We start from the raw sequence: 25,083 nt of genomic DNA, 5'->3' as shown, positions 1-25,083 counted from the left end.
GGTGTTTTGATGGTGACAAGAGTAGCTGCAGTCCAGATGTGCTCCGGGGGCAGCCCCGAGAGAAACGCCGCCGACATGGCCCGGCTGGTGCGCGATGCCGCTTCGCGCGGTGCGACCTATGTGCAGACGCCGGAAATGACCGGCATGCTGCAGCGCGACCGCAAGGCGGCGCGCGAGGTGCTGCGCGGCGAGGCGGACGACCTGATCGTTGCTGCGGCAAGCGCGCTTGCAGCGGACTTGAAGATCGTTCTGCATATCGGCTCGACGGCGATCATCCGCGACGACGGCAAGATTGCCAATCGCGGTTTCCTGTTTGCGCCGGATGGCAAGAAGATCTGCAGCTATGACAAGATCCACATGTTCGACGTCGATCTCGACAATGGCGAGAGCTGGCGCGAAAGCTCGGCCTATGAGCCGGGCGGCACATCGAAAGTGGTCGACCTGCCGTTCGGCAAGCTCGGCATGGCGATCTGCTACGACCTCAGGTTCCCGCAATTGTTTCGTGCCCAGGCCATGGCCGGTGCGCAAATCCTGACCATACCTGCCTCGTTCACCAGGCAGACGGGCGAGGCGCATTGGGAGATCCTGATGCGGGCGAGGGCGATCGAAAACGGCACCTTCCTGATTGCCGCCGCCCAGGCCGGTGTGCATGAGGACGGACGCGAGACCTATGGCAATTCGCTGATCGTCGATCCGTGGGGCAAGATCCTTGCCCGCGCGGCCGATGCCGGCGAAGAGGTGATCGTTGCGGATATCGATATCGCAGCGGTTTCCGCCGCCCGCCAGAAGGTTCCCAATCTCAAGAATGCACGAGACTTCGTGCTGGAAAACGTGCCCGGCCCGGATGCTGATCGCGGTGCCGGAGGAGTAGCCGCATGATCAAGTATTCGCTGTGCTGCGACAATGCGCACGTGTTCGAAGGCTGGTTTTCCGAAAGCGCGGATTTCGACCGGCAGATCAAGAGCGGGTTCCTGACCTGTCCCGTCTGCGATTCCGCCTCGATCTCCAAGTCGCTGATGGCGCCGGCGGTCTCGACCGCACGCAAGCAGGAAGCCAAGAAGCAGATGGCGATGGACCTCGCACGGCAGGAAGCTATGGCGAAGCTCAGGGAGGCGGTGGCCGAGATCCGGGCCAATGCCGAGGATGTCGGCGAGAAGTTTCCCGAAGAGGCGCGCAAGATCCATTACGGCGAGGCGGATGCCCGCGGGATCATCGGCCAGGCGAGCCTCGGCGAGGTCAAGGAACTGCTCGAAGAGGGCATAGACATCGCACCGCTGCCGAGAGTGCCCGACGAGACGAATTGATCCCGTTTTCGGGCGACGACTCGTTCATGTTGTCAAATATCCCGGCGGGACGGGCCGCCGTCTGCGGGACTATTGCCTGTCTGTTCGGGAGGAGTCTAGCACGGCGGATTGTCGTGGGGATTTTTGGACCCCCGACCGGCGAGCCGGCACAGCGCATGGATCACTCCTTGCGGGTAAAGGCCCCGCGATAATTTCTGGCGCCGTGGATGATGCGAAGAATGTCGACGTTTCGTTCCGTCACCCGATAGATGATGACATATTTGCCGTGCGGCTTGAGGTGGACCTCCCGGCCATCGCGCCCCGTCAGCACCCTAAATGCCTTCGGCATGTCGGAAAGCGCGAGGCTGGCCGCTTCAAGCTCGTCCGCGAAGCTATCAGCCCGCGCAGGATTGTCTTTCGCAATATTTCCGGTGATGTTCAAGAGATCAACGTGCGACTGTCGCGAAAATCTAACCTTCATTCAGCGGCTGATTTCTTCAGGCCAAGTTCCTCACGGACACTTGCAAAAGCCTCTTCCACACTGGTGAAGCGGCCGGCCTCGATGTCATCGATGCCGATCTGAATCTCGGCCCAGAGTTCGTCTTCCGCATCCCGCCGTGCGCGCAGAACGTCGTTCACATAGTCTTCCGCGGAAGTGGCCGCACCATGATCCACCTTTGCGTTGACGAAGTCTTCGATTTCCGGTGCAAGCGTTACCTTGGCCATCTAATTTCACACTCCTATCACCGAACTGCAGATTAGCATGACCACGGTAAGTTTGAAATCACCCCTCCCGCTTGGCGAGCAGCATGTAGTTGACGTCCATGTCGGAGGACAGGTTCCAGCGATCCTGGAGTGGATTGAAGAAGACGCCGGTGCGGTGGATGACGTGCAGGCCGGAGGCTTCGAGCGGGCGTTCGATCTCTTCGGGGCGCACCAGCTTTTCGTATTGATGGGTGCCGCGCGGCAGCCAGCGCAGCACGTTTTCGGCGGCGAAGATGGCCAGTGCGCGGGCCTTCAGGGTGCGGTTGATGGTCGCCATGAACATCAGGCCGCCGGGGCGCACCATGGAGGCGCAGGTGGTGAGGAACAGGTTGACGTCGGCGACATGCTCAACGACCTCCATGTTGAGAACGACGTCGAAGGTCTCGCCGGCTTTCGCCAGATCCTCGGCGGTCACGGCGCGATAATCGATCTCGGTGCCGGTCTCGCGAGCATGGGTCGAGGCGATGCCGATATTCTTTTCCGACGGGTCGGCGCCGACGACGGTTGCGCCCATGCGGGCAACCGGCTCGGACAGAAGCCCGCCGCCGCAGCCGATATCGAGGATGCGCAGGCCCTCGAGCGGGCGATGAGCCTTCGGGTCGCGGCCGAAATTCTGGCAGATGCGGTCGCGGATATAGGAAATCCGCACGGGGTTGAACTTGTGCAGCGGCTTGAACTTGCCGGTCGGGCTCCACCACTCGGCAGCCATTTTCGAGAACATCTCGACCTGATCCTTGTCGACCGTTGTTCTGGCTGCTTCCGTCATCTTTTCATCCTTCGCGTTTGGAGCCTGAAGTCGGACGTTGGGGAGATGAAGTCAAGGGGCAGATCACGGCCGACGGTGCTGGATGCGCATATGCCGTTTCAAGACGTCGAGGAATTCGCGGCTGGTATAGTCCTTGAAACGCGTGCTGCGAAGCTCGGTCAGATTCTCCGAAAGTGCACGGGTTGAGGCATAGTGCTCTGCGGAGGTTGCCGCCATACAGAGGGGAAGGGTGGCACAGGCCTTGCCAGTGAGGCCGATTTCCTGTTGCGCCCGGATTGCGCCGCGCTGGTGCTCCGATGGCAGCATGGGGCCTGAACAGGACTGGAGCCTGCGGCAAAGCCTCAATCTGCAGTGGCGGTTGCGAATGTTGTTGAGCGTTGCTGCAAACCGCCACGCGGTTTCATGGTGTTCGGCGCGGCGCTTTTCGTATTCGGTATAGTCGGGGCGTGCCATCTGTTGTTCTCCTTGCCTATATTTCCTGCTGGCTGGAGGACAGAGTCCTCCCTTGGTGCCTTTGGCGGTTCTGAAATTTCGACATTCCGGAATTTCGGCCGGGACACGTCGGGTGCCTCGAATGAAATTTTTATAAAGTGACACACGGCGTGTCCCGTTCGGTGTGTTTTTCCGCGCAACTCCGGTCCGTCTGCGGCGGGTTTGATGCCTTGCGGCACTGACCCGGTATGTGTGCGACACACGCACGTCCCCTTTCTTCAAGGAGAGGCAGACCATTTTCTGCGCGGCCCCCGGCGTCCCGCTTGCATAAGGGCGTTTCTCCGGATCACCGGCTCCGCCTCGCCGGCAATGCAGACCGGTGTAGCCGAAGCGGAACGGCATGATTGTAGGCCCAGGTCTTGGGGGCGGGGACGAAATTCGGACATTTTTCTGCTAAGTATTTGACCGGATTGGGGCGGTAACCGGACTTCTTCCCCGTACCGGCTGTCGGCTGGTTGGTGAACGAATGTCTAACATGCCATTCATTGCCTATTCAGGCGTGCACTGGAACAATCGGGGCCGTTCGACATTCTACGGCGACAATAAAAGCTGGTGTGAAAACAATGGCTCGCACCAGAAAACCGATCAGGAGGAAGCCCGTGAAGAAGTTATTGATGAGTGCTGCCGCCCTGGGCGCGCTGATGGCTGCGCCATCGATCGCCGATGCGGCAGTCCAGGGATATGCCACGGCAAACGTCAACATGCGCTCCGGCCCCAGCACCGGTTACCCGGCGGTGACGGTCATTCCTTATGGTTCGCCGGTGACCATCTATGGCTGCATGAGTTCGGTGAACTGGTGCGATGTCGCCTTTGCCGGCGGCCGCGGCTGGGTATCCGGCAGCTACGTGCAGGCTTCCTACCGGTCGAATCGCGTCTATGTGGAGCCCGACTATTACGGTGGCCTCGGCATTCCGACGGTGACATTCGACGTCGACCGCTATTGGGGTACCTATTACCGCGACCGCAATTTCTATCGGGATCGGGGTCGCTGGCGCGACTATAACTGGCGGGCCGAACGGCCATTGCCGCCGCCGCCCGGCTGGCAGCATGACCGCGACAGGGATCGCTGGGACACCAATCGCGACCGTGACAGGGACAGGGACCGTGGTGACTGGAATCGGGGTGACAGGGACCGTGACCGTGATCGGGACCGCCCGCGCTTCGACGATAACGATCGCCGCCCGCCGCCACCGCCGGGCTTCGATCGCGGAGACCGCGGTCGCGACCAGGACCGGGATCGTGGCCGGGATCGGAACAACGATCGTGACCGGAACAATGACCGCGACAGGGATCGGGATCGCGCCCAGCAGCGCGACGACCAGCGGCCGCAGCGCGGCGATCAGCAGCGTCCTCAACGGGACGAGCGTCCGCAACAGCCGAAGCGTCCTCCGCCACCGGACAAGCAGGATCCGCAGGGCCAGTTCAATCGTCACTGGAACCAGTGACGGCCTCCGCTTCGGCGCGTCGGCGAGTTGACTGAGGCAGGCTTCCTGCCTGCGTCCTGAACGAGAATTGCAAAAGGGCCGGGCTGACCGGCCCTTTTCGCTGCTATGTCGTTTGCGGCGATCATGAGCGCCGATATCCACTTTTATGACAGGCGTACTGTTTGGGCCTCTTCCGGCCATTGCACCCACCGTGCCTTTTCGCTAAGAGACGCCAACTCGATATCAGGCCCTTCCGGCAGGATATTCTGCAATGGTTTTCAGGCGCCCCGGCAGGGCTGTGGGCGAGTTGGTGGTTTTAGTCTTATGGCTCGCATCGTCATGAAGTTCGGCGGCACGTCCGTCGCCAATCTTGAACGCATTCACAACGTCGCGCGCCATGTCAAACGTGAGGTCGATGCCGGGCACGAGGTTGCCGTCGTCGTCTCCGCCATGTCCGGCAAGACCAACGAACTGGTGGGCTGGGTGCAGGACATGCCGAAGGTCGCCGGCGCCAATTCGCCGTTCTACGACGCGCGCGAATATGATGCGGTCGTGGCTTCCGGCGAACAGGTGACGTCCGGCATTCTTGCCATCGCGCTGCAGTCGATGGGCATCAATGCCCGATCCTGGCAGGGCTGGCAGATCCCAATCCGCACCGACAGCGCCCATGGCGCTGCGCGTATTCTCGAGATCGACGGCTCCGACATCATCAAGCGGATGGGCGAGGGCCAGGTGGCCGTCGTCGCCGGCTTCCAGGGGCTCGGTCCCGACAACCGGATCGCGACGCTCGGCCGCGGCGGCTCGGACACGTCGGCGGTGGCGATCGCTGCTGCCGTGAAGGCCGATCGCTGCGATATCTATACCGACGTCGATGGCGTCTACACGACCGACCCGCGTATCGTGCCGGCTGCGCGCCGGATGAAGAAGGTGTCGTTCGAGGAAATGCTCGAAATGGCCTCGCTCGGCTCCAAGGTGCTGCAGGTGCGCTCCGTCGAGCTTGCCATGGTCCACAAGGTCCGCACCTTCGTGCGCTCCAGTTTCGAAGATCCCGATGCGCCGGGCATGGGAGACTTCTTGAACCCGCCCGGTACTTTGATTTGCGACGAGGAAGAAATCGTGGAACAGGAAGTCGTCACCGGCATCGCCTATGCCAAGGATGAAGCGCAGATTTCGCTGCGTCGTCTGGCCGACCGGCCGGGCGTATCGGCTGCGATCTTCGGTCCGCTGGCCGAAGCCCATATCAATGTCGACATGATCGTCCAGAATATTTCCGAGGACGGATCGAAGACCGACATGACCTTCACCGTGCCGTCCGGCGACGTGCAGAAGGCGTTGAAGGTTCTGGAAGACAACAAGGACAAGATCGGCTTCGACGTCGCGCAGAGCGAAACGGGCCTCGCCAAGGTGTCGGTCATCGGTATCGGCATGCGCAGCCATGCGGGCGTTGCCGCCCACGCATTCCAGGCGCTGGCCGGCAAGTCGATCAACATCAAGGCGATCACCACGTCGGAAATCAAGATTTCCATCCTGATCGACGGTGCATATTCGGAACTTGCAGTTCGGACTTTGCATTCCGCTTACGGTCTGGATAAAAACTGATGTAATAGTTCGGCATGATGCTCCGTCCGGTGCGTCGCGCCGGGCCGGCAATTTTGGGGCTGTAAGGGGAGCATGATGCCGATGAGAGACCTGTCGGCAGGTCCGCGCGTTCTGTTGAAGCGCCTGCGCGAACTGATGGCCGAGCCGCTTGATCCGCAGGAACGCCTGGACCGGATCGTTACCCAGATCGCCAGCAACATGGTGGCCGAGGTCTGCTCGGCCTATGTGCTGCGCTCCGACGGCGTGCTCGAACTCTACGCCACCGAGGGCCTCAACAAGGAGGCCGTTCATACGTCCCAGCTGAAAATGGGACAGGGCCTCGTCGGCACTATCGCCGCCTCCGCGCAGCCACTCAATCTTTCCGACGCGCAGGCGCATCCCGCCTTCCGCTACCTGCCGGAAACCGGCGAAGAGATCTATCATTCCTTCCTCGGCGTGCCGATCCTCCGGGCCGGGCGCACGCTCGGCGTTCTCGTCGTGCAGAACAAGGCGAGCCGCAATTACCGCGAGGACGAGGTCGAGGCGCTAGAGACTACGGCGATGGTGATCGCCGAGATGATCGCGACCGGGGAACTGAAAAAGATCACCGCGCCGGGGCTGGAACTTGACCTGACGCGCGCCGTCTCTATTGAGGCGAACGGCTATAACGAAGGCATCGGGCTAGGCCATGTGGTGCTGCACGAGCCGCGCATCGTCGTCACCAATCTCCTGAACGACGATGCCGACAAGGAAATCATCCGGCTGGCAGGGGCGCTCGGGTCGCTCAGGATCTCGATCGACGACATGCTGCAGCGTCGCGACGTGGCGCAGGAGGGCGAGCATCGCGAGGTGCTCGAGACTTACCGAATGTTTGCCCATGACCAGGGCTGGGTGCGCCGCATGGAAGAGGCGATCCATAACGGCCTGACGGCGGAAGCCGCGGTCGAGAAGGTGCAGAGCGACACCAAGGCGCGCATGATGCGCCTGACCGATCCTTATCTGCGCGAGCGGATGCATGATTTCGACGATCTGGCGAACCGCCTGCTGCGGCAGCTGACCGGCTATTCCGGCCGCGACATGGAAGACGGTTTCCCGACCGACGCGATCATTCTTTCGCGTGCCATGGGGGCTGCGGAACTGCTCGACTATCCGCGCCAGAACCTGCGCGGCCTGGTGCTGGAAGACGGCGCGGTGACGAGTCATGTGGTGATCGTGGCGCGCGCCATGGGCATTCCGGTCGTCGGCCAGGCGGCGGGCCTCGTCGCGCTTTCGGAAAACGGCGATCCGATCATCATCGACGGCGATGACGGGCAGGTGCATGTTAGGCCGATGCCCGAGGTGCAGAAGGCCTATGAGGAAAAGGTGCGCCTGCGCGCCAAGCGACAGGAACAGTTCCGGGCGCTGCGCGAGGTCGAATCCGTCACCAAGGATGGACGGCCGATCAGCCTCAACATGAATGCCGGCCTTCTGGTCGACCTGCCGCAGCTGTTTGAATCCGGCGCGCAGGGCATCGGCCTGTTCCGCACCGAGCTGCAGTTCATGATCGCCTCGACCATGCCGAAGCTCGAGGAGCAGGAAGCCTTCTATCGCAGCGTGATCAAGCAGGCGGCCGGCCGGCCGGTCACCTTCCGCACGCTCGACATCGGCGGCGACAAGGTGGTCTCCTATTTCCGCAACCAGGAAGAGGAAAACCCGGCGCTGGGCTGGCGGGCGATCCGTCTGGCGCTCGACCGGCCGGGCCTGTTGCGCACCCAGCTTCGCGCGCTGCTGAAGGCGGCTGCCGGAAACGAACTCAGGATGATGCTGCCGATGGTGACGGAGGTTTCCGAAATCCGTCAGGTGCGCGACCTGTTGCAGAAGGAAGTGCAGTATCTCTCCAAGTTCGGCCATTCGCTGCCGCGCAAGCTGCAGTTCGGAGCGATGCTGGAAGTGCCGGCGCTGATGTGGCAGCTCGACGAATTGATGGCGGAAGTGGATTTCGTTTCCGTCGGCTCCAATGATCTCTTCCAGTTTTCCACTGCGACCGATCGCGGCAATGCGCGGGTGGCCGACCGGTTCGACAATCTCGGCAAGCCGTTCCTCAGGATCCTGCGCGATATCGCGCGGGCCGGAGAGCGCAACCGGACGCTGGTGACGCTGTGCGGCGAGATGGCCGGCAAGCCGCTTTCGGCCATGGCGCTGATCGGCGTCGGCTTCCGCTCGGTATCGATGGCGGCAACCTCGATCGGTCCGGTCAAGGCGATGCTGCTGGGGCTGGATGCGGGGCAGCTGGAGGCGGAACTGAATGCCGCGCTCGATGATGTGCGGTCGAACGAACCGATCCGCGAGCTGCTCTTGAAATTTGCCGAGGCGAACAACATTCCATTGTAGGTGCGATCCCCTTACTTGCGATTTCTAACACTTAGCCTCTGGCTAAGATGTTGAAATCGCTTTCTCTCCCACAAGGGGAGAGATGCCGGGGAGGCGCGCTCTGTGCCCCACCTCTCGCCTTGCGGGAGAGGATACAAAATCAAGATCTTAGCAAAGCTAAGTCTTAGATTTTGTTGGTGAGGGGATAAAGCCCCCGGAAACAAGGCTTTCCCTTCCTGCGCCAATGCTCTAGCAAGCAGAAAAAAACATGGAGTAACTGGGTGGCGAAGCTTCCTGTCGAAAAGATGCGCGAGCTGGAACGCCGCTTCGGCGAGATCGAGGCGCGCATGTCGGAAGGTCCGGCGGCCGACGTCTATGTGAAGCTGGCATCGGAATATTCCGAACTGCAGCCGGTGGTCGGCAAGATCCGCGAATATGAAAAGACCGTCGCGGAAGTGGCGGATCTGAGGGCGATGCTGTCCGACAAGGGCACCGACCGCGAGATGCGCGAGCTTGCCGAAATGGAGCTGCCCGATGCGGAAGAGCGGATCGAGGGGCTGGAAAAGGACATGCAGATCCTGCTCCTGCCGAAGGACGCCGCCGACGAGAAGAGCGCGATCCTGGAAATCCGCGCCGGTACAGGCGGCAATGAGGCAGCTCTTTTCGCCGGCGACCTGTTTCGCATGTATGAGCGCTATGCCAGCGCGCATGGCTGGAAGGTCGAGGTGCTGTCGGCCAGCGAGGGCGAGGCCGGCGGCTACCGCGAAATCATCGCCACGGTTTCCGGCCGCGGGGTGTTTTCCAAGCTGAAATTCGAAAGCGGGGTGCACCGGGTACAGCGCGTGCCCGATACCGAGACGCAGGGGCGCATACACACGTCGGCTGCCACCGTCGCGGTGCTGCCCGAAGCGGAAGAGATCGATATCGAGATCCGCCCGGAAGACATCCGCATCGATACGATGCGATCGTCGGGCGCCGGCGGCCAGCACGTCAACACGACCGACTCGGCGGTGCGCATCACCCATTTACCGACCGGGCTGATCGTCACCAGTTCGGAAAAATCACAGCACCAGAACCGCGCCAAGGCGATGCAGGTGCTGCGCTCCAGGCTCTATGACATGGAGCGGCAGAAGGCCGACAGCGAGCGTTCGGCGGACCGCAAGAGCCAGGTCGGCTCCGGCGACCGGTCGGAGCGCATCCGCACCTATAATTTCCCGCAGGGGCGTGTCACCGACCACCGCATCAACCTGACGCTCTACAAGCTCGACCGGATGATGGTGGGCGAAATCGACGAAGTGGTCGATGCGCTGATCGCCGATTATCAGGCGGGTCAGCTGGCGCAGCTCGGCGAGCAACAGGGATGACGCCCGAGGCAACGAAGAGCCCGGCCACGCTGGGTGCGGCGGTTGCCAATCTGCGGGCGCGGCTTTCCAAGGCCGGTTTTACCGATGCGGCGATGGAGGCGCGCATCCTGATCGGCGGTCTGCTCGATCTTTCGAGTACGCAAGTCTTCGTCGGCGGCGACCGGGTTCTTAGCGATGGCGAGATCGCGGAGATCGAAAAGGCCGCCGCCCGCCGCTTGAAACACGAGCCGGTGCACCGCATATTAGGAAAAAGGGAATTCCACGGGCTGGATCTGCTGCTCTCGAAGGAGACGCTGGAACCAAGGCCCGATACGGAAGTTCTGGTCGAGACCCTGATTACCCACGCGCGGATGCTTGAAAGACGAGATCTGCGCATACTCGACCTTGGTACCGGAACCGGCGCGATCATTCTGGCACTGCTCGATGCATTGCCCGATGCGACCGGTGTGGCCAGCGATATTTCCGAGGATGCACTTCGCACGGCGCGGGAAAATGCTGCGCGGCTTGGGCTTTCGGAGCGCTTCCAGGCGGTTTCCAGCCACTGGTTTGACAAAATTGAAGGGCGTTTCGACATAATCGTGTCAAATCCGCCCTATATACGCAGTGATGTCATTCCCGAACTGGAACCGGAAGTCCGCTGTTTCGACCCTCTCGCCGCATTGGATGGTGGGGTCGACGGACTGGACGCCTATCGCGAAATCGCCGGCCGGGTGTCGGAGTTTCTCGAAACCGGCGGATATGTCGGAGTGGAGATCGGCTTCGACCAGAAGGTTACCGTGACTGCGCTGTTTGCCGATGCGGGCTTCGAGCTTGTGGAGGCTCAGCGTGATTACGGCGGAAACGATCGCGCCCTGATATTTACCAGGCCTGCATTTGATGTGCCGTGAGATGTTGCAAAGCAAAAGAAAAAGCTTGGAATCGCAAAGGAAGCGGGATAGCTTGCGGCTACGCATCGGGGCAGCTGGGAATGAACAGCGATTCGTTCGGGTTACGGGTCAACCCTTAATTCTGTCCTTTTCGAGGGGCCGATAAGGTTGGGCATTCCCGGTGCGTGAATCAGGTAATTTGACTTTGAAAGCGGCAGGCCGCCTTGGTCGACCTGTGCGTAACACGCGAAGTCTTGTTCCGGCTTTGACCGGCGAGCCGCGTGGCCCCTTATCAGCGAAGACAGAGAGTTGGTGAACGATAAATGAGGCCAGGACAGCAGAACAAGCGTGGTCGAGGGCGTGGTAGCAACAATAACGGCGGCGGCGGTGGTGGTAACAACAACTTCCAGCGCAAGGGCGGAAACCCGCTCAGCCGGACGTATGACAGCTCCGGACCGGATGTAAAAATCCGCGGGACTGCCCAGCATATTGCAGAAAAATATTCGGCTCTTGCCCGCGATGCGCAGAGTTCAGGTGACCGCGTCATGGCGGAAAACTATCTGCAGCACGCCGAACATTACAACCGCATCATCGCAGCAGCCCAGGCCCAGATGCAGGATCGCTTCCAGCATCAGGAACGTGACGGCAATTCGATCGATCAGGACGACCTCGACGGTGGTGATGGCGACGATCTGGGCTACGCACCGCAGCCGATGATCGATGAACCGCAGCAGCGTCGCGAACAGCGTGAGCAGCGTGAACCCCGCGAGCAGAACGCTCAGGGCCAGAACCCGCAAGGTCAGAATGGTCAGGGCCAGAACAACCAGGCCCAGGGTGGCCAGGAGCAGCAGCCGCGCGAAAACCGCCGGGATCGCAACGAGCGCCGCGAGCGTCGCCAGGATCGTCCCGACCGTGGCGAGCGCGCCGAGCGTTCCGCCGAGCCTAAGGCTCCGGTCGCGCCGCAGGTGACGGAAGCTGCCGAGATTTCGGCTCCTGTCATCGAGGATGGCTCCGGTCCGCAGCCGGTGATCGAAGGCACGCCTGCCGAGGTCGTGGTCGAGGAAGAAGCCCAGACGGAGGCCGCCCCGCGCCGCCGCCGTGCTGCCGCAACCCGTCCTCGCCGTCAGCCGCGCAAGAGCGCCGAAGCCGCCGAGGGTGAAGAGCCCGCAACGGAAATGGCAGACGTCGCCGCCGGCGAATAAGGCTACGACCAACGCCAAGCACATTGCAAAAACTCCGGCCATTGGCCGGAGTTTTTTTATGTTTTGGCGGGATCGTCATTCGAGCATTGACGTTTCGGGAGGCGCGATTTGCGGGAAGTGATCCGGATCGTGATCAACGCGCCGTGGCGGGTCCTGCCGCCGGCCGCCTTCGTTGCAATTCCGTGCTCCGAGAGAGTGTCATGGGGCAAATTGGTGATACCCTTGCGTGCCCTCCGAGCCTCAGCGCCATGCTTTCCGAAAACCGATTTCGATTTTCCGGGCAATGCTGTAGATCGTCGTGATGAAGTTCTTGGCATTATCCGGCAGCACCCGGCGGGCATCCACCAATACGGCGATGTTGGCCGGGGTCGCATCGGCTGCGCGGCCCCTGCATGACATGGACGTCTTCGACGCCATTGGTCATTTTCCGATCTTTTCACCGGATCTGGAGGAGGCACCCCTGCCTCAGATTCTCCGGCATTTCATGTCTTCCATCCAGCACTCGGATGGGCTGATCATATCTAGCCCGGAATATGTCCGATCCATTGCGGGCGGGATGAAGAACGCCATCGACTGGCTCGTTTCCCGTCCCGAGATCATCGGCAAGCCAATTGTGCTGATGCATGCCTCGCATCGTGGGGACGACGCGCTGAACCAACTCAGGGGAGTACTGTCGACGATCAGTGACCGATTTTTTCCAGATATATTCCTGCGTTTCGAGTTGATGAACAAATCCGGCGAGGAGATCCACCGCTATCTGCAAGAAGCGGAAAACCGGCAAGCAATTCTCCGGTTCCTTGAACGTTTTGCCATCCGCTGTGGCCAATAGAGTTGGCTTGAACGACTTGCATCTGGTTTCCGCGGTTGAATGGCAATGGCTGGTGGATCTTGTATGCCAAGCGCTCCCTGAGGATGACATCCGGGATATTGTCACTGCTTGCTGCCGATCGTCTTCCTCAACCGTTTAAGCGAGTTGCGCACGATTTGCCGGTGAGCGAGGCCGACGGGAAGCATGTAGAGCCTGCCGAAACGATTCTTGGTGATGACGGATGCGGTGATCGATACGCTGCCTGCGCCGGTGGTCACGCAGGTCATCACGTCGAGATGGCGGTCTCTGGCCGTGAGTACGAGGATATCGGAGCCGATATCCTCGACGAGAAAGAAGTCGAGATGATCGCCGACTTTGACCTCGTCTCGCCGCGGCTGCGCGAAGCCACCGATGCGCCTTACGCCGAAAGGCGCGGAGATCGCGTCGCGGGCCTTGAATGCAAGGCGCATCAGCGGTCCCGTCTGTTCGGTTATCATCGTCCAGGCTTCAAGTGCAGTGATGGCGCGGGGGACGTCGATGGTCTGGCTGTCGTAATAATCCAGGGCGGATCGATCTGCGACGATGGCGGGTTTGGGGTGCATTCTCGTCTGTCCGATGCGGCGCAGAGCGCCCGGTCTTGAAGTCCGGCTGTGTCTTGCGGGGCATGATCAGCCGGTGCCGATGGCGGCATCCTAAGGGGGCCGCGATGGGATGCAAGAACTCCGACATGAATGACTGATCTTTATGGATCGTAGCGTAGCCGGTTGCCTGTCTCATTCGGGTTTTGCGGCGCGCCGGGCGTCCGATCCCAAGGCATGATCAACATTATTTGTGATAGGTAGTCATGAATTGGGTTGATATTTGATAAGTGCATCTCTATCTATATAACCGGTTATATAAAAGGTTTTACTTATGGATGTCCTGGCGCAATACCCCAACGCCTTCCTGGGCAGTCGCCTGAAACGGCTGGCTGAAGAGATGCTGGCCGATGCGAGTGCGCTTGCCAGGCATAACGGCGTATCCGTGCCTTCCGGGCTCTATCCGGTCCTGTTCCTGCTGGTCGGGCCGGACGGCCGCACGGTGGGTGACCTGGCGCTTGCCATGAAGGTCAGTCAGCCGGCGATGACGAAGAGCGTGGCCAAGCTGGTGAAGGCGGGACTGGTACAGATCTCCAAGGGCGTGTCGGACAAGCGGCAGTCCATCGTGATCATCACGGCTGCCGGTAGAACGGCGGTCGAGCGCGGACAGCAGGCGATCCTGCCCCTGATCGACAACGTAGTGCGCGAGCTGACTGCCGGTCTTTCCGGCGATTTTTCAAGACAGATCGATATTATCGAGAGACGGCTTTCCGACCGCTCTCTCAGCAACCGAGCGGAGGATCACACTATGCTCGAAATAGAACAGGCAAGGGATGAAGACCTGCCGCACGTCGTCACGCTGTTGAACCAGGCGTATCGCGACAACAGTTCACAGTCTGCCTGGACGACCGAGGTCGGCCTCATCGACGGCGACCGGATCAGCGAGGAAACATTGGCACAGGACGTGGCCGACAAGCCGGATGCGCGGCTGATGGTGTTCAAGCCCGAGGGCAAGGTGAAGGGCTGTGTCTGGCTCGAGCCAAGCGGCAACGATGTCTGGTATCTCGGTTCGCTGGCGGTCGACCCGGACATGCAGAATGCAGGTTTGGGGCGTCGCCTGCTGTCCTCGGCGGAAGCCTATATTCGCCTGCATGGCGGTCGCTCGGTCAAGATGACGGTCATTGACGTGCGCGATGCGCTGCTTGCCTGGTATGAACGGCGAGGCTATCAGCGGACAGGGATTACGGAACCCTTTCCGTACGGCGACACACGCTTCGGCACCCCGACAAAGCCGGGCCTGCAATTCGAGGTGCTGACGAAAGCGCTGTAGACTTGAGGCGCGAGGTGGCGTGCGGCTCTTTTTCCGCGCGCGGACCGATTGCCTGCGTAATCGACGAGGGTTTCCGGGGTTTATTTCCGGCGACCTATCTGGCTTCGTTCGCCCGAGCGGCCATGTATCCCTCAAGCTTGTCCAGCAATTGCTTGTGCCCAATCTTCAAGCCCTGAGTTGCGACGCAAAGCCCGTCTATTCCCAGACTGCGATTGGCGTTGCGCGTCCACCGCGTCATCGCGGTCAGGCCGAGACCTGCCTCGATGGCCGGATCGATCGTCAGCACGACAAATTTCTGCCGACGTATCTGTGCAGTGGAGATGCCCTGAATGGCCGCCCAGGGGATGGTGCCTGACGCAATCCTCACATCGCAAAACCCCTCCGGGCCAAGCGTGACGACTGGCTTGGCTCCCCCCATGCTGTACAGCCGGTAGATCAGCGCGATGGTGCAGCCGCCAAAGAAAAGCGCGCCGCAGTCGAGCAGAAATTCATCGAAGCAGCCTGCGGCGGCACCCTTGATGAGATGCAGGCCGGAGGCTGCGCAAAGCAGGGAGACAATGGCACCCGCCAGCGCCCAGAGTGCCATCTTCTTCGTATCCTGCGCGATATTGAGTGTATTCTTGTAGAGATCCATCGCTCTGATATTTCCTGCTGAGATCATTGTAGCTATGCCTGATGGCGCGTGTCCGCAACGGGTGAAGGGCGGAAGCCGGCATGGGTGTTCCGGTGCCAACGGCTTCAAACACAGGAAGAATCCTGTAACTTCGCGATTTGGGCAGACCTAGAATTTGGCGGAAGCATATGAGCGGAGACAAGACCGGGATGGTTGCCGAAATGCCGGAAGACGATGGTGCGGCCTTGCATCTTGCCGGCATGGCACTGCCGGATGTGGTGTTGCGGGCCACGGATGGAACCATGGTCGATCTGCGTGATGGCGGACTCGCGGTCGTCTATGCCTATCCGCGCACCAGCCCGGCTGATGGGAAGGCGCTTGCCGGATGGGACGAGATACCGGGGGCGCGAGGCTGCACACCGCAATCCTGCGCCTTCCGCGATCATTTTGCCGAGTTGAGAGAGCTCGGCGTCGATCGGGTCTTCGGTCTTTCCACCCAGACGACGGAGTATCAGATGGAGGCGGTCGAGCGGCTGCATCTGCCGTTTCCGCTGCTTTCCGACCATCTTCTGCATTTTACCTCGGCTCTGCGCCTGCCGACTTTCGAGGCTGGCGGGCTGGTGCTTATGAAGCGCCTGACCATGATCATCGAGGCTGGCCGGATCAGGCATGTCTTCTATCCGGTCTTTCCGCCGCAGCAGAATGCGCAAGCCGTGATCGAATGGCTTCGGGCCGGGAAGGCGGGTCTTTCCACCGGCTGACCATTTGCCGGCGGGTGGAGTTCACGGCACTTACGTCTCTCTGTTCCGGTCTTAAGCTTGCCGCGGCAGGAATATTGACAATAGGCAATTGCCGACATAATCACAAAGTCATCCAATGACTTTGTGATTATGTCGATGATGAACCTGAGCAAGACCAGTCTGGCCGACGAGGCGGTTGCCGCGATACGGCGCGAGATCGTCGATGGGCGCTGGGCCGTGGGTGCCAAGTTGCCGAACGAGACGGCGCTTTCCACCATGCTGTCGATCAGCAAGGGGACCGTGCGGGAGGCCGTGCGGGTGCTGGCCGCGCAGGGTTTCGTCGAGGCGCGCCAGGGCTCGGGCACCTATGTCCTGTCGCGCACCGACACTGCGCCGTTGCTCTCGGCAGCGCGGCGGGCAAGCCTGCGCGACCAGTTCCAGGCGCGCTGCGCGCTCGATGTCGAAGCGGCGCGTCTTGCCTCGCTCAGGCAAACGCCGATCATCATCACCGATCTGCGCCGGCTGCTGGCCGAGCGCGGCAATTTCGACGGTGGCAACAGGGAGGCCTTCGTTTCCCGCGATCTTGCCTTTCATCGCGCCGTGATCGCAGCCAGCGGAAATCGGGCCATGGTGGAGATCTACGATTTCTTCTCCGCCTCGATCAGTGAAACAATCGAAGCCACCATCGATCGCGATGTGCCGGAGCCCGACATGCAGGCCCATGCGGATATCATCGATGCCATTGAAACCGGCCGCCCCGAAGCGGCCGATGCGGCGGTCCGGCGTTTCATGGCGCCGGTTCTCGCCGCGTTGAAGGACATGCCCCAATGACAGCAATTGAACAGACGGACGACGCCGCCGTCATCGACGACGGCCGGCAACTGATCGATGCAGAGGCCGATAGCCTGCCTCCGCCGGCACCGCCTCAACTGGCGACGACACGTGGCCGGTTGCTGCTGGCCGTCAGCCTCGTGCTGATCGCCTTCAATCTTCGTCCGCTCTTTTCCAGCGCATCGGCGCTCCTGCCGGAAATCCGGACTGGCCTTGGCCTCGGCTCGTTCGGCGCCAGCCTGCTGACGACGCTGCCCGTCGTCTGCCTCGGTGCGTTCTCGCCCCTGGCGCCGCGTCTTGCCCAGAGGTTCGGGGCGGAGCGGACTCTGCTTGGCGTCATCGCTCTGCTGGCGCTCGGCACGGCGATGCGGGGACTTGCCTCCGTGCCGCTGCTGTTTGTCGGCACCGCACTTGCCGGGGCCTGCATCGCCGTCGGCAATGTTCTTCTGCCCGGTCTCGTCAAAAGAGACTTTGCCGACAGGGCGGCGTTGATGACGGGATGCTACACGATGGCGCTTTGCGCCGGTGCCGCCTGTGCCGCCGGCTTCACGCTTCCGCTGGAAACGCTGATGTCGGGATCCTATGGCATGGCGCTCGCCGCCTGGGCCGTGCCGGCGCTTGTCGTCGGGTTGATCTTCCTGCCGCAGGTGCTCAGCATGCCGAAGACGGCGCGGCGCACCGGATTTCGTGTCATCGGCCTGTGGCGCGACCGCCTTGCGTGGCATGTGACGCTGTTCATGGGTCTTCAGTCCGCACTCGCCTATTGCGTCTTCGGTTGGCTCGCTCCGATCCTGCGTGAAAGGGGCATCGATGGGGTGACGGCCGGCGCGATCGTGTCCGTCTCGGTCATGGTGCAGGCGGGATCGTGTCTTGTCGCGCCGCATCTGGCCGTGCGCGGTCGCGATCAGCGGATCATCAATGTGGTGCTCTGCACCATTGCCATGATTGCCCTGCTCGGGCTCCTGTTCGCGCCGCTGTGGTCCGTCTGGTTCTGGGCGGTATTGCAAGGTGTGGGGCAGGGCGGGCTGATTGCGGTTGCCATGACCGTCATCGTCCTGCGTTCTCCCGATCCGCATGTCGCGGCGCATCTTTCCGGCATGGCGCAATGCGTCGGCTATCTGCTGGCCGCAATCGGCCCGCTTGTGGTGGGCATCATCCATGGCTGGACGGGGGGCTTCGGCTCGACGGCAATCGTCTTTATCCTGCTGGGCCTCGGTGCCGCCATCAATGGCTGGCTGGCAGGCAAGGCGGAACATGTGGCAACGCGGACGGTCGGCATCTGATTGGCGACCGTCCTTGCCGCAGGCGGCGGCAAGGGCGAACACGCCAGTTCTCAAACGATTGAATCTCCTCATTTGAGCGGCTTGCCCGGACAAAGAGATTTTCAAACGATTATAGATGCTTACCGCAGTGCGGAAATTCATTGCGCTTACACAAAAATCCGCTCTAGATAGGTTTCCTGGCGGCCCGAGCCGCATTTTCCGCCTATCCTGCAGGGAGTGATGTGATGACGACGTTCGAAACCTATCTCGAAGGCCGCAAAGGTACCGTGCTGGACGATGATCTCGTCACCGTGCTCGGCAATATCGCGGAGGCCACACGGCAGATTTCGGACAAGCTCAGGACATCGGCGCTGGACGGGCTGACGGGCGCCACCGAAAATACCAATGTCCAGGGCGAAACGCAGAAGCCGCTCGATATCCTTTCGAACGAGATCCTGCTCGAGGCCTGCCGCAAATCGCCGGCGGTTTCGTTTGCCGTTTCCGAGGAGCTCGACACCGAGGTCGCCATTCATGCCGACGGCAAATATGCGGTGATCTTCGATCCGCTCGACGGTTCGTCCAATCTCGATGTCAATGTCACCGTCGGCACCATTTTCTCGGTGATCGAAGCTAAGACGCCTGCCGATATCCTGAAGAGCGGTCGCGGCCAGATGGTTGCCGCCTATGCGGCTTACGGGCCGCAGACGAGCCTTGTCATCACCATCGGCGCGGGCGTGCAGATCTTCACGCTCAACGATGACGGCGTCTATGTGATGACCAATGCGGACGCCAAGATCGTGCCGGATGCCAAGGAATTTGCCATCAATGCGGCGCGGCGTTCCTCCTGGGACGACGTGGTTTCGGCCTATGTCGAAAACGCCATCGATACAGGCCATAATATGCGCTGGGTCGGTTCTATGGTTGCCGATACGCACCGCATCTTCAACCGCGGCGGTGTGTTCCTCTATCCGGCGGATCGCAACAAGCCTGCGGCCGGGGGGCGCCTGCGCCTGCTTTACGAGGCAAATCCGATCGGTTTTCTGGTGGAGCAGGCTGGTGGCGCGGCCATCATCGGCAAGTCGACGATCCTCGACATCGTGCCGACCGGACTGCATCAGCGCGTGCCGGTGATTTTCGGCTCGAAGAACGAGATTGCCAAGATCAGTGCCGAATACAATGCGGAGAAGGTGGCGGAACCTGCCTAAGGGCGGGGTTCCCTTTGTCGATACCGGGCGAGGTTCCCTACCCGTTCGACAGGCCGGCGCGATAGCCCGACCACATGGCCTGCCAGGTTAAATCTCTGGCAGGCAGTGCTTCAATCAAAACAGTGTACGGTCGCTTTCGCATTCGTCACGAGCTTCATGGAACTCGTCGATATGGGCTTCGGCCAGTGCCTGGAAGTCGGGATCGCGGATATCGGCGACGCCCTGCGGCAGGCCGTGGTCTTTGATCAGGTTCTTGAACATGCTGATAAGCTGGGAGGTCTTGTCTTCAGACATTTTGATTTACCTTGTTGACAGTCTTTCGAAGCCAGGCCCCAACCGGCTTCACAACATATGTAGGTATACTCCCCCTGCGACAAAATGGCGCTCACGTCTTTCTGATCTTGCCATCACATTTTGCTGATTAAATTTCGATTCGAAAGTGCGGAGACCGGCGCTTTCGGCAGGCCGCAAAAGCTTGAACATGCTTCTTTAAAACCGAAGATGATACTCCCATATCTTGATCGGAGCCGGTGATCCGGCGGGGCTTGCCTCACGAAGGGAGCTCAATCTCAATCGTCGGTCTGTGCCTTCTTTAAGGGCAGGGCGATCACAGGAGGTATGGAATGAATATCGAAAAATACTCCGAGCGGGTGCGCGGTTTCCTGCAGTCGGCACAGACCCAGGCGCTTTCCGACGGGCATCAGCAGTTTGCGCCCGAACATGTGCTGAAAGTGCTTCTCGATGACGACCAGGGCATGGCCTCATCCTTGATCGAACGCGCCGGTGGCAATGCCAAGGAAGCGCGGATCGCCAATGACGCCGCCCTTGCCAAGCTGCCCAAGGTTTCCGGCGGCAATGGCGAAATCTATCTTTCGCAGCCGCTTGCCAAGGTGTTTTCGACAGCGGAAGACGCCGCCAAGAAGGCCGGCGACAGTTTTGTCACCGTCGAACGGCTGCTGCTTGCGCTTCTGATCGAAAGCTCGGCATCGACTTCGGCATCGCTGAAGAAGGCCGGCATTACGGCGCAGGGCCTGAACCAGGTGATCAACGACATCCGCAAGGGCCGCACGGCCGACAGCGCAAACGCCGAACAGGGCTTTGACGCGCTGAAGAAATATGCCCGCGACCTGACAGCCGATGCCCGCGAGGGCAAGCTCGACCCGGTGATCGGCCGCGACGACGAAATCCGTCGCACGATCCAGGTTCTGTCGCGCCGTACCAAGAACAATCCGGTCCTGATCGGTGAACCCGGCGTCGGCAAGACGGCGATCGCCGAAGGTCTTGCTCTGCGTATCGTCAATGGCGATGTGCCGGAAAGCCTCAAGGACAAGAAGCTGATGGCGCTCGACATGGGTGCCCTGATTGCCGGTGCGAAATATCGCGGCGAATTCGAGGAGCGGCTGAAGAGCGTGCTCAACGAAGTGCAGTCCGAAAACGGCGAGATCATCCTGTTCATCGACGAGATGCACACGCTGGTCGGTGCCGGCAAGTCGGATGGCGCGATGGATGCATCGAACCTGTTGAAGCCTGCGCTTGCCCGCGGCGAGCTGCATTGCGTCGGCGCGACCACGCTCGACGAATACCGCAAGCATGTGGAAAAGGATCCGGCTCTTGCTCGTCGTTTCCAGCCCGTCATGGTTGACGAGCCGACGGTCGAGGACACGATCTCGATCTTGCGCGGGTTGAAGGAAAAGTACGAGCAGCATCACAAGGTACGGATCTCGGATTCGGCGCTTGTGGCTGCGGCAACGCTGTCGAACCGCTACATCACCGATAGATTCCTGCCGGACAAGGCCATCGACCTGATGGACGAAGCCGCTTCGCGTCTTCGCATGCAGGTGGATTCGAAGCCGGAAGAACTGGACGAACTCGACCGCCGCATCATGCAGCTGAAGATCGAGCGTGAAGCGCTGAAGAAGGAAACCGATGCGGCATCTGCCGACCGGCTGCTGCGGCTTGAAAGCGAAGTCACCTCTCTCGAAGAAGAGGCAGATGCGCTGACGGCCCGCTGGCAGGCGGAAAAGCAGAAGCTCGGTCTTGCCGCCGACCTCAAGAAGCAGCTCGACGATGCCCGCAACGAACTGGCCACCGCCCAGCGCAAGGGCGAGTTCCAGCGCGCCGGCGAATTGACCTATGGCGTCATTCCGGATCTGGAAAAGCAGCTTGCAACGGCTGAAGCCCAGGACAATTCGTCTAACAGCATGGTGCAGGAAGTCGTCAATCCGGATGCGATCGCGCATGTTGTCTCGCGCTGGACCGGCATTCCCGTCGACAAGATGCTGGAAGGCGAGCGCGACAAGCTCTTGCGGATGGAAGACGAGCTGGCGAAGTCGGTGGTCGGACAGGGCGATGCGGTCCAGGCCGTGTCGCGTGCGGTTCGCCGTTCGCGTGCCGGCCTTCAGGATCCGAACCGGCCGATCGGCTCGTTCATCTTCTTGGGCCCCACCGGCGTCGGCAAGACGGAGCTCACCAAGTCCCTGGCGCGGTTCCTGTTCGACGACGAGACCGCGATGGTTCGCCTCGACATGTCGGAATACATGGAGAAGCATTCCGTCTCGCGGCTGATCGGTGCCCCTCCGGGCTATGTCGGTTATGACGAAGGCGGTGCACTGACGGAGGCGATCCGGCGCAAGCCCTATCAGGTCGTGCTGTTCGACGAGATCGAGAAGGCGCATCCGGACGTGTTCAACGTTCTCCTGCAGGTGCTCGATGACGGGCGTCTGACGGACGGTCAGGGCCGCACGGTCGACTTTAAGAACACGATCATCATCATGACCTCGAACCTCGGGGCCGAATATCTGACCAATCTCGGTGAACACGAGGATACGGACAGTGTTCGCGAACAGGTGATGAGCGTGGTGAGGGCGTCGTTCCGGCCGGAATTTTTGAACCGCGTCGATGAGATCATCCTGTTCCACCGCCTGAAGCGGAGCGAGATGGGTGCGATCGTCGATATCCAGCTACAGCGCCTGCTGAAGCTTCTGGCCGATCGCAAGATCGAACTCGAACTCGACGGCGATGCTCGCGAATGGCTGGCCGAAAAGGGCTACGATCCGGTCTATGGCGCACGTCCGCTGAAGCGGGTGATCCAGAAATACGTTCAGGATCCGCTCGCCGAGCAGATCCTCGGCGGTCACATTCCGGATGCGTCGACCGTCAAGGTGACCTCCGGCTCGGATCGGCTGCTGTTCCGGATCAAGGGCAGCATGAGCGAAGCGGCGTAATGCGGCTTATCGCTCAATCCCTGAAAACAATGATGGCGGCCTTCGGGCCGCCATTTTCATATCCGCCTCGTATTTGCGGCGATGTCTTCCAAGACGTTAGCGGCTTGCGACTTCGTCCGAGGCCGGTGTGTTGAGCAGGGCGTCGATACGCTTGCGCTCGTCTTCGAAGCGGGCGAGCGTCTTGCCTTCCAGGGATTTTCCGCCCGGAAGCCGGACCTTCATCGAATCCACCCGCGTGCCGTTGACGATCAGCTCGTAATGGAGGTGGGCGCCGGTCGACTGGCCAGTCGAGCCGACATAGCCGATCACCTGGCCCTGAGTCACTTTGGCGCCGGGAACGATGCCCTTGGCGATGGCGCTCTGGTGGTTATAGGAGGATTCATAGCCGTTTGCGTGGCGGATGATCGTCTGGTTGCCGTAACCGCCGCTATCCCATCCGGCCTTTTCCACCACGCCATTGCCGGTTGCGATGATCGGTGTGCCACGCGGGGCGGCCCAGTCGGTGCCGGTATGCATCAGCGCGCGGCCAAGGATCGGGTGATTGCGCATACCGAAACCGGAGGTCATGCGGGCATTCGGAACCGGGCTGCGCAGCAAGAACTGCCGGATACTGCGGCCATCCTGGTCGAAATAGTCGACGGAATTATCGTCGTCGGCGTCCTGGAACCGGTAGAAGCGCGTGTTCGTGTCGCCGAAATGGGCGTTGACATAGAGAAGTTCGGAATCTTTCGACGCCTTGCCCTTCTCGTCGGTGACGGAGAAGAAGGCCTCGATCGTATCGGTCGGTTTCAGCTGAGCCTGAAGGTCGACATTGCTGGCGAGCAGCTTGATGAGAAGCGCGGTCATTTCCGGGCTCATGCCGTAGGAGAGGGCAGCGCGATAGATGCCGTCATAGACGCTCGGCAGATCCCGGCCCGCCAAGGCCTGTGGCGGTTGATCGCTGAATGCGGTGGCCACGGCGTCGAGCATCGGCGGTTCGCGGCTGTCGACGAAATGGCCGTGGTCGTCAAGGCCGACGGTCGCCAGATGCTGCCCGTTGCGATACACGCTGGCGCGGACGACCAGCGCCATGTCACCCTGCTGGATGACGCCGACGCGGATGACATCGCCGGGCTGGACATTGGCGCTGCCGAGACGGGCCTCAAGATAACCGGATATCTCCTTCGCCTTGCCTTCCGGATAGCCGACCTGGTTCATCGCATCGGCGATGGTTGCCGGGTTGCGCACCGGAATGATGTCGTCGGCATATTCGCGCGTATGCGGGGTGATCTGCTCGGCGGTGGAGACCGACATGTTCTCCTCGACCACGCGCGCCGCCAGTCCTGACGTCAGGTCGACATCGTCGGGTGTCGAGAAGCGCTGCGGGTCGACGTAATAGAGCGCGGAGAGCTGCGCATCGCCGGAGGTGAGGACGGAACCGTTGGAGCGGACGTTTTCCTCGACCTCTTCGAGCGTCATCGGCGCGGCATAGGCATAGGTCGTGCCCTTGAGCGGGAAGGGCATGGTCTGCAGGCTGACTTCGGATTCGACATTTGAGCCGTAGATCAGGCCGGTACGGTTGGCCGGCGGAGGCGGCACTTCGCTCGAGGCGAAGATCGCCAGGGGGTCGAATTTCGGATAGGATTCCGGGGCGACATGTTCTGCCGCCAGGTTCATCTTCACGTGGGCGAAGGGGCGCCGGCGCACCAGTTCCTTGTTGCCCTCATGGACGACGGTCGAGACTTCCATGATCTTGCGATCGGTGGGGACGGCGACGATCTTGCCGCCAAGCAGCCGCTTGCCGCGCTGGACGGATTCATTGTCGTGATCGGCGGGTACCGAGGCGGAGGCTTCTGCAGGGATTGCCAGCTGCTGACGACCGTCGAGGGCGGCAAACAGGGCGACGCCCATCAATACGGACGAGGTGATACCGGTCAGGAAGGTGCCGGACAGCCAGCGCAGCGAAATCTCGCGACGGTCGGGAGCACGACGGCCATCCGCAAGGATGGGGGCCTCGTTCCCTAGCGACCGGATCATGTTGCGTGGCGTCATCATGCCAAATCTGTACCACTTCCCGTATCTGGCCGATTTCAGGCCATTTTTCCGGTGCCATTCTCTCTGTGGCAGCTCGGGCAAGAGATGTGCCCTTTTCGCTCGCCGGAGTCAAACGACCGGCGGGAACGAGAGGGGTATCTTGAAGAGGAGCCCGACAGGAGATGTTCTTATCATCTCTTATAAGGCTCCAGCATTGACCGAGGCATGCCTGTCCCTGCCATGCGATGCGGAGGGACGATGGCGTGTTGGTAAGCATGAGATTGTGAATTTGTCGGGGCAAGGCCTGTCTCCTCCCTGTGTTTCCCACAGGTGTCGCCGATCCGCAGTGCCATTCTCGCGATCTCGACAGCCGTTTGGCCGGGAAAATTG

At 61.1% G+C, this 25,083-nt stretch carries 23 protein-coding genes; 15 read left to right on the top strand and 8 right to left on the bottom strand.

Going from position 1 to position 25,083, the window contains the following annotated elements; all coding sequences use genetic code 11:
• The first annotated feature begins 9 nt into the window (after positions 1-9).
• Together NCHU2750_RS16610 and NCHU2750_RS16605 are read left to right on the top strand one after the other, a co-directional pair.
• The gene (locus NCHU2750_RS16610; RefSeq protein ID WP_119941523.1) at positions 10-879 is read left to right on the top strand and encodes a carbon-nitrogen hydrolase family protein; all 870 of its coding nucleotides are present in this window, start codon (positions 10-12) and stop codon (positions 877-879) included.
• The gene (locus NCHU2750_RS16605; protein ID WP_119941522.1) at positions 876-1,304 is read left to right on the top strand and encodes a DUF1178 family protein; all 429 of its coding nucleotides are present in this window, start codon (positions 876-878) and stop codon (positions 1,302-1,304) included. Before NCHU2750_RS16610 ends, NCHU2750_RS16605 begins: the two co-directional genes overlap by 4 nt.
• A 160-nt stretch (positions 1,305-1,464) precedes the next feature.
• Here NCHU2750_RS16605 and NCHU2750_RS16600 read toward each other — a convergent pair whose 3' ends face one another.
• The 4 genes from NCHU2750_RS16600 to NCHU2750_RS16585 all read right to left on the bottom strand — a co-directional run bounded on the left by NCHU2750_RS16600 (position 1,465) and on the right by NCHU2750_RS16585 (position 3,267).
• The gene (locus NCHU2750_RS16600) at positions 1,465-1,764 is read right to left on the bottom strand and encodes a type II toxin-antitoxin system RelE/ParE family toxin (RefSeq protein WP_119941521.1); all 300 of its coding nucleotides are present in this window, start codon (positions 1,762-1,764) and stop codon (positions 1,465-1,467) included.
• Positions 1,761-2,009, bottom strand: coding sequence for a ribbon-helix-helix domain-containing protein (locus NCHU2750_RS16595; RefSeq protein WP_119941520.1), 249 nt, complete (start codon positions 2,007-2,009; stop codon positions 1,761-1,763). The genes NCHU2750_RS16600 and NCHU2750_RS16595 overlap by 4 nt, the downstream gene beginning before the upstream one ends.
• 58 nt (positions 2,010-2,067) lie before the next feature.
• The gene (ubiG, locus tag NCHU2750_RS16590; protein WP_119941519.1) at positions 2,068-2,814 is read right to left on the bottom strand and encodes a bifunctional 2-polyprenyl-6-hydroxyphenol methylase/3-demethylubiquinol 3-O-methyltransferase UbiG; all 747 of its coding nucleotides are present in this window, start codon (positions 2,812-2,814) and stop codon (positions 2,068-2,070) included.
• A 63-nt stretch (positions 2,815-2,877) separates the two neighbouring features.
• Positions 2,878-3,267, bottom strand: coding sequence for a hypothetical protein (locus NCHU2750_RS16585; protein ID WP_119941518.1), 390 nt, complete (start codon positions 3,265-3,267; stop codon positions 2,878-2,880).
• 638 nt (positions 3,268-3,905) lie between these two features.
• On the opposite strand from NCHU2750_RS16585, the gene NCHU2750_RS16580 reads away from it, so the two are divergent.
• The 7 genes from NCHU2750_RS16580 (at position 3,906) to NCHU2750_RS16550 (ending at position 12,918) form a co-directional block, all read left to right on the top strand.
• Positions 3,906-4,751, top strand: a complete 846-nt coding sequence (locus tag NCHU2750_RS16580; RefSeq protein WP_162939660.1) for an SH3 domain-containing protein — start codon at positions 3,906-3,908, stop codon at positions 4,749-4,751.
• A gap of 303 nt (positions 4,752-5,054) precedes the next feature.
• Positions 5,055-6,329, top strand: coding sequence for an aspartate kinase (locus NCHU2750_RS16575; protein ID WP_119941517.1), 1,275 nt, complete (start codon positions 5,055-5,057; stop codon positions 6,327-6,329).
• An 81-nt stretch (positions 6,330-6,410) separates the two neighbouring features.
• On the top strand, positions 6,411-8,678 hold the full coding sequence (gene ptsP, locus NCHU2750_RS16570) for a phosphoenolpyruvate--protein phosphotransferase (RefSeq protein ID WP_119943433.1): 2,268 nt from the start codon (positions 6,411-6,413) through the stop codon (positions 8,676-8,678).
• A gap of 260 nt (positions 8,679-8,938) precedes the next feature.
• Positions 8,939-10,021, top strand: coding sequence for a peptide chain release factor 1 (prfA, locus tag NCHU2750_RS16565; protein ID WP_119941516.1), 1,083 nt, complete (start codon positions 8,939-8,941; stop codon positions 10,019-10,021).
• Positions 10,018-10,908: a peptide chain release factor N(5)-glutamine methyltransferase gene (gene prmC / locus NCHU2750_RS16560; RefSeq protein WP_119941515.1), complete on the top strand. Its 891-nt coding sequence runs from the start codon at positions 10,018-10,020 to the stop codon at positions 10,906-10,908. Before prfA ends, prmC begins: the two co-directional genes overlap by 4 nt.
• Positions 10,909-11,210: 302 nt before the next feature.
• The gene (locus NCHU2750_RS16555) at positions 11,211-12,089 is read left to right on the top strand and encodes a DUF4167 domain-containing protein (RefSeq protein WP_119941514.1); all 879 of its coding nucleotides are present in this window, start codon (positions 11,211-11,213) and stop codon (positions 12,087-12,089) included.
• 301 nt (positions 12,090-12,390) lie between these two features.
• A complete protein-coding gene (locus tag NCHU2750_RS16550; RefSeq protein ID WP_119941513.1) occupies positions 12,391-12,918 on the top strand; it encodes an NADPH-dependent FMN reductase in 528 nt (175 codons plus the stop codon).
• A 101-nt stretch (positions 12,919-13,019) separates the two neighbouring features.
• Here NCHU2750_RS16550 and NCHU2750_RS16545 read toward each other — a convergent pair whose 3' ends face one another.
• A complete protein-coding gene (locus tag NCHU2750_RS16545; protein ID WP_119941512.1) occupies positions 13,020-13,499 on the bottom strand; it encodes a DUF2867 domain-containing protein in 480 nt (159 codons plus the stop codon).
• A 310-nt stretch (positions 13,500-13,809) separates the two neighbouring features.
• Between NCHU2750_RS16545 and NCHU2750_RS16540 the strand changes: the two genes are divergently transcribed.
• Positions 13,810-14,805 carry a bifunctional helix-turn-helix transcriptional regulator/GNAT family N-acetyltransferase gene (locus NCHU2750_RS16540; RefSeq protein WP_119941511.1) on the top strand — a complete coding sequence of 332 codons (996 nt, stop codon included), beginning with the start codon at positions 13,810-13,812 and terminating at the stop codon, positions 14,803-14,805.
• 94 nt (positions 14,806-14,899) lie between these two features.
• On the opposite strand, the gene NCHU2750_RS16535 is transcribed toward NCHU2750_RS16540, so the two are convergent.
• On the bottom strand, positions 14,900-15,439 hold the full coding sequence (locus NCHU2750_RS16535) for an STM3941 family protein (protein WP_119941510.1): 540 nt from the start codon (positions 15,437-15,439) through the stop codon (positions 14,900-14,902).
• A gap of 167 nt (positions 15,440-15,606) precedes the next feature.
• Between NCHU2750_RS16535 and NCHU2750_RS16530 the strand changes: the two genes are divergently transcribed.
• The 4 genes from NCHU2750_RS16530 to NCHU2750_RS16515 all read left to right on the top strand — a co-directional run bounded on the left by NCHU2750_RS16530 (position 15,607) and on the right by NCHU2750_RS16515 (position 19,456).
• Positions 15,607-16,179 carry a peroxiredoxin gene (locus NCHU2750_RS16530; RefSeq protein WP_119941509.1) on the top strand — a complete coding sequence of 191 codons (573 nt, stop codon included), beginning with the start codon at positions 15,607-15,609 and terminating at the stop codon, positions 16,177-16,179.
• Between the two features lie 135 nt (positions 16,180-16,314).
• Positions 16,315-16,989: a FadR/GntR family transcriptional regulator gene (locus NCHU2750_RS16525; RefSeq protein ID WP_119941508.1), complete on the top strand. Its 675-nt coding sequence runs from the start codon at positions 16,315-16,317 to the stop codon at positions 16,987-16,989.
• Complete coding sequence (locus tag NCHU2750_RS16520) at positions 16,986-18,272, top strand: CynX/NimT family MFS transporter (protein ID WP_119941507.1); 1,287 nt, start codon at positions 16,986-16,988, stop codon at positions 18,270-18,272. Before NCHU2750_RS16525 ends, NCHU2750_RS16520 begins: the two co-directional genes overlap by 4 nt.
• A 224-nt stretch (positions 18,273-18,496) precedes the next feature.
• Positions 18,497-19,456, top strand: coding sequence for a class 1 fructose-bisphosphatase (locus NCHU2750_RS16515; protein ID WP_119941506.1), 960 nt, complete (start codon positions 18,497-18,499; stop codon positions 19,454-19,456).
• A gap of 114 nt (positions 19,457-19,570) precedes the next feature.
• Here the strand turns inward: NCHU2750_RS16515 and NCHU2750_RS16510 are convergent, their stop codons facing one another.
• Positions 19,571-19,750 (bottom strand): hypothetical protein, encoded by a 180-nt coding sequence (locus NCHU2750_RS16510; protein ID WP_119941505.1) that lies wholly within the window; start codon positions 19,748-19,750, stop codon positions 19,571-19,573.
• 329 nt (positions 19,751-20,079) lie between these two features.
• Here NCHU2750_RS16510 and clpB point away from each other — a divergent pair, with 329 nt between their 5' ends.
• Positions 20,080-22,680 carry an ATP-dependent chaperone ClpB gene (gene clpB / locus NCHU2750_RS16505; RefSeq protein WP_119941504.1) on the top strand — a complete coding sequence of 867 codons (2,601 nt, stop codon included), beginning with the start codon at positions 20,080-20,082 and terminating at the stop codon, positions 22,678-22,680.
• Between the two features lie 96 nt (positions 22,681-22,776).
• On the opposite strand, the gene NCHU2750_RS16500 is transcribed toward clpB, so the two are convergent.
• On the bottom strand, positions 22,777-24,714 hold the full coding sequence (locus NCHU2750_RS16500) for a peptidoglycan DD-metalloendopeptidase family protein (protein WP_119941503.1): 1,938 nt from the start codon (positions 24,712-24,714) through the stop codon (positions 22,777-22,779).
• Positions 24,715-25,083 lie beyond the last annotated feature (369 nt).

Source organism: Neorhizobium sp. NCHU2750 (assembly GCF_003597675.1).
Classification (GTDB): Bacteria; Pseudomonadota; Alphaproteobacteria; order Rhizobiales; family Rhizobiaceae; genus Neorhizobium.
The sequence above is the reverse complement of the archived record's forward strand: the minus strand, read 5'-3'. Positions and strand labels throughout refer to the sequence as shown.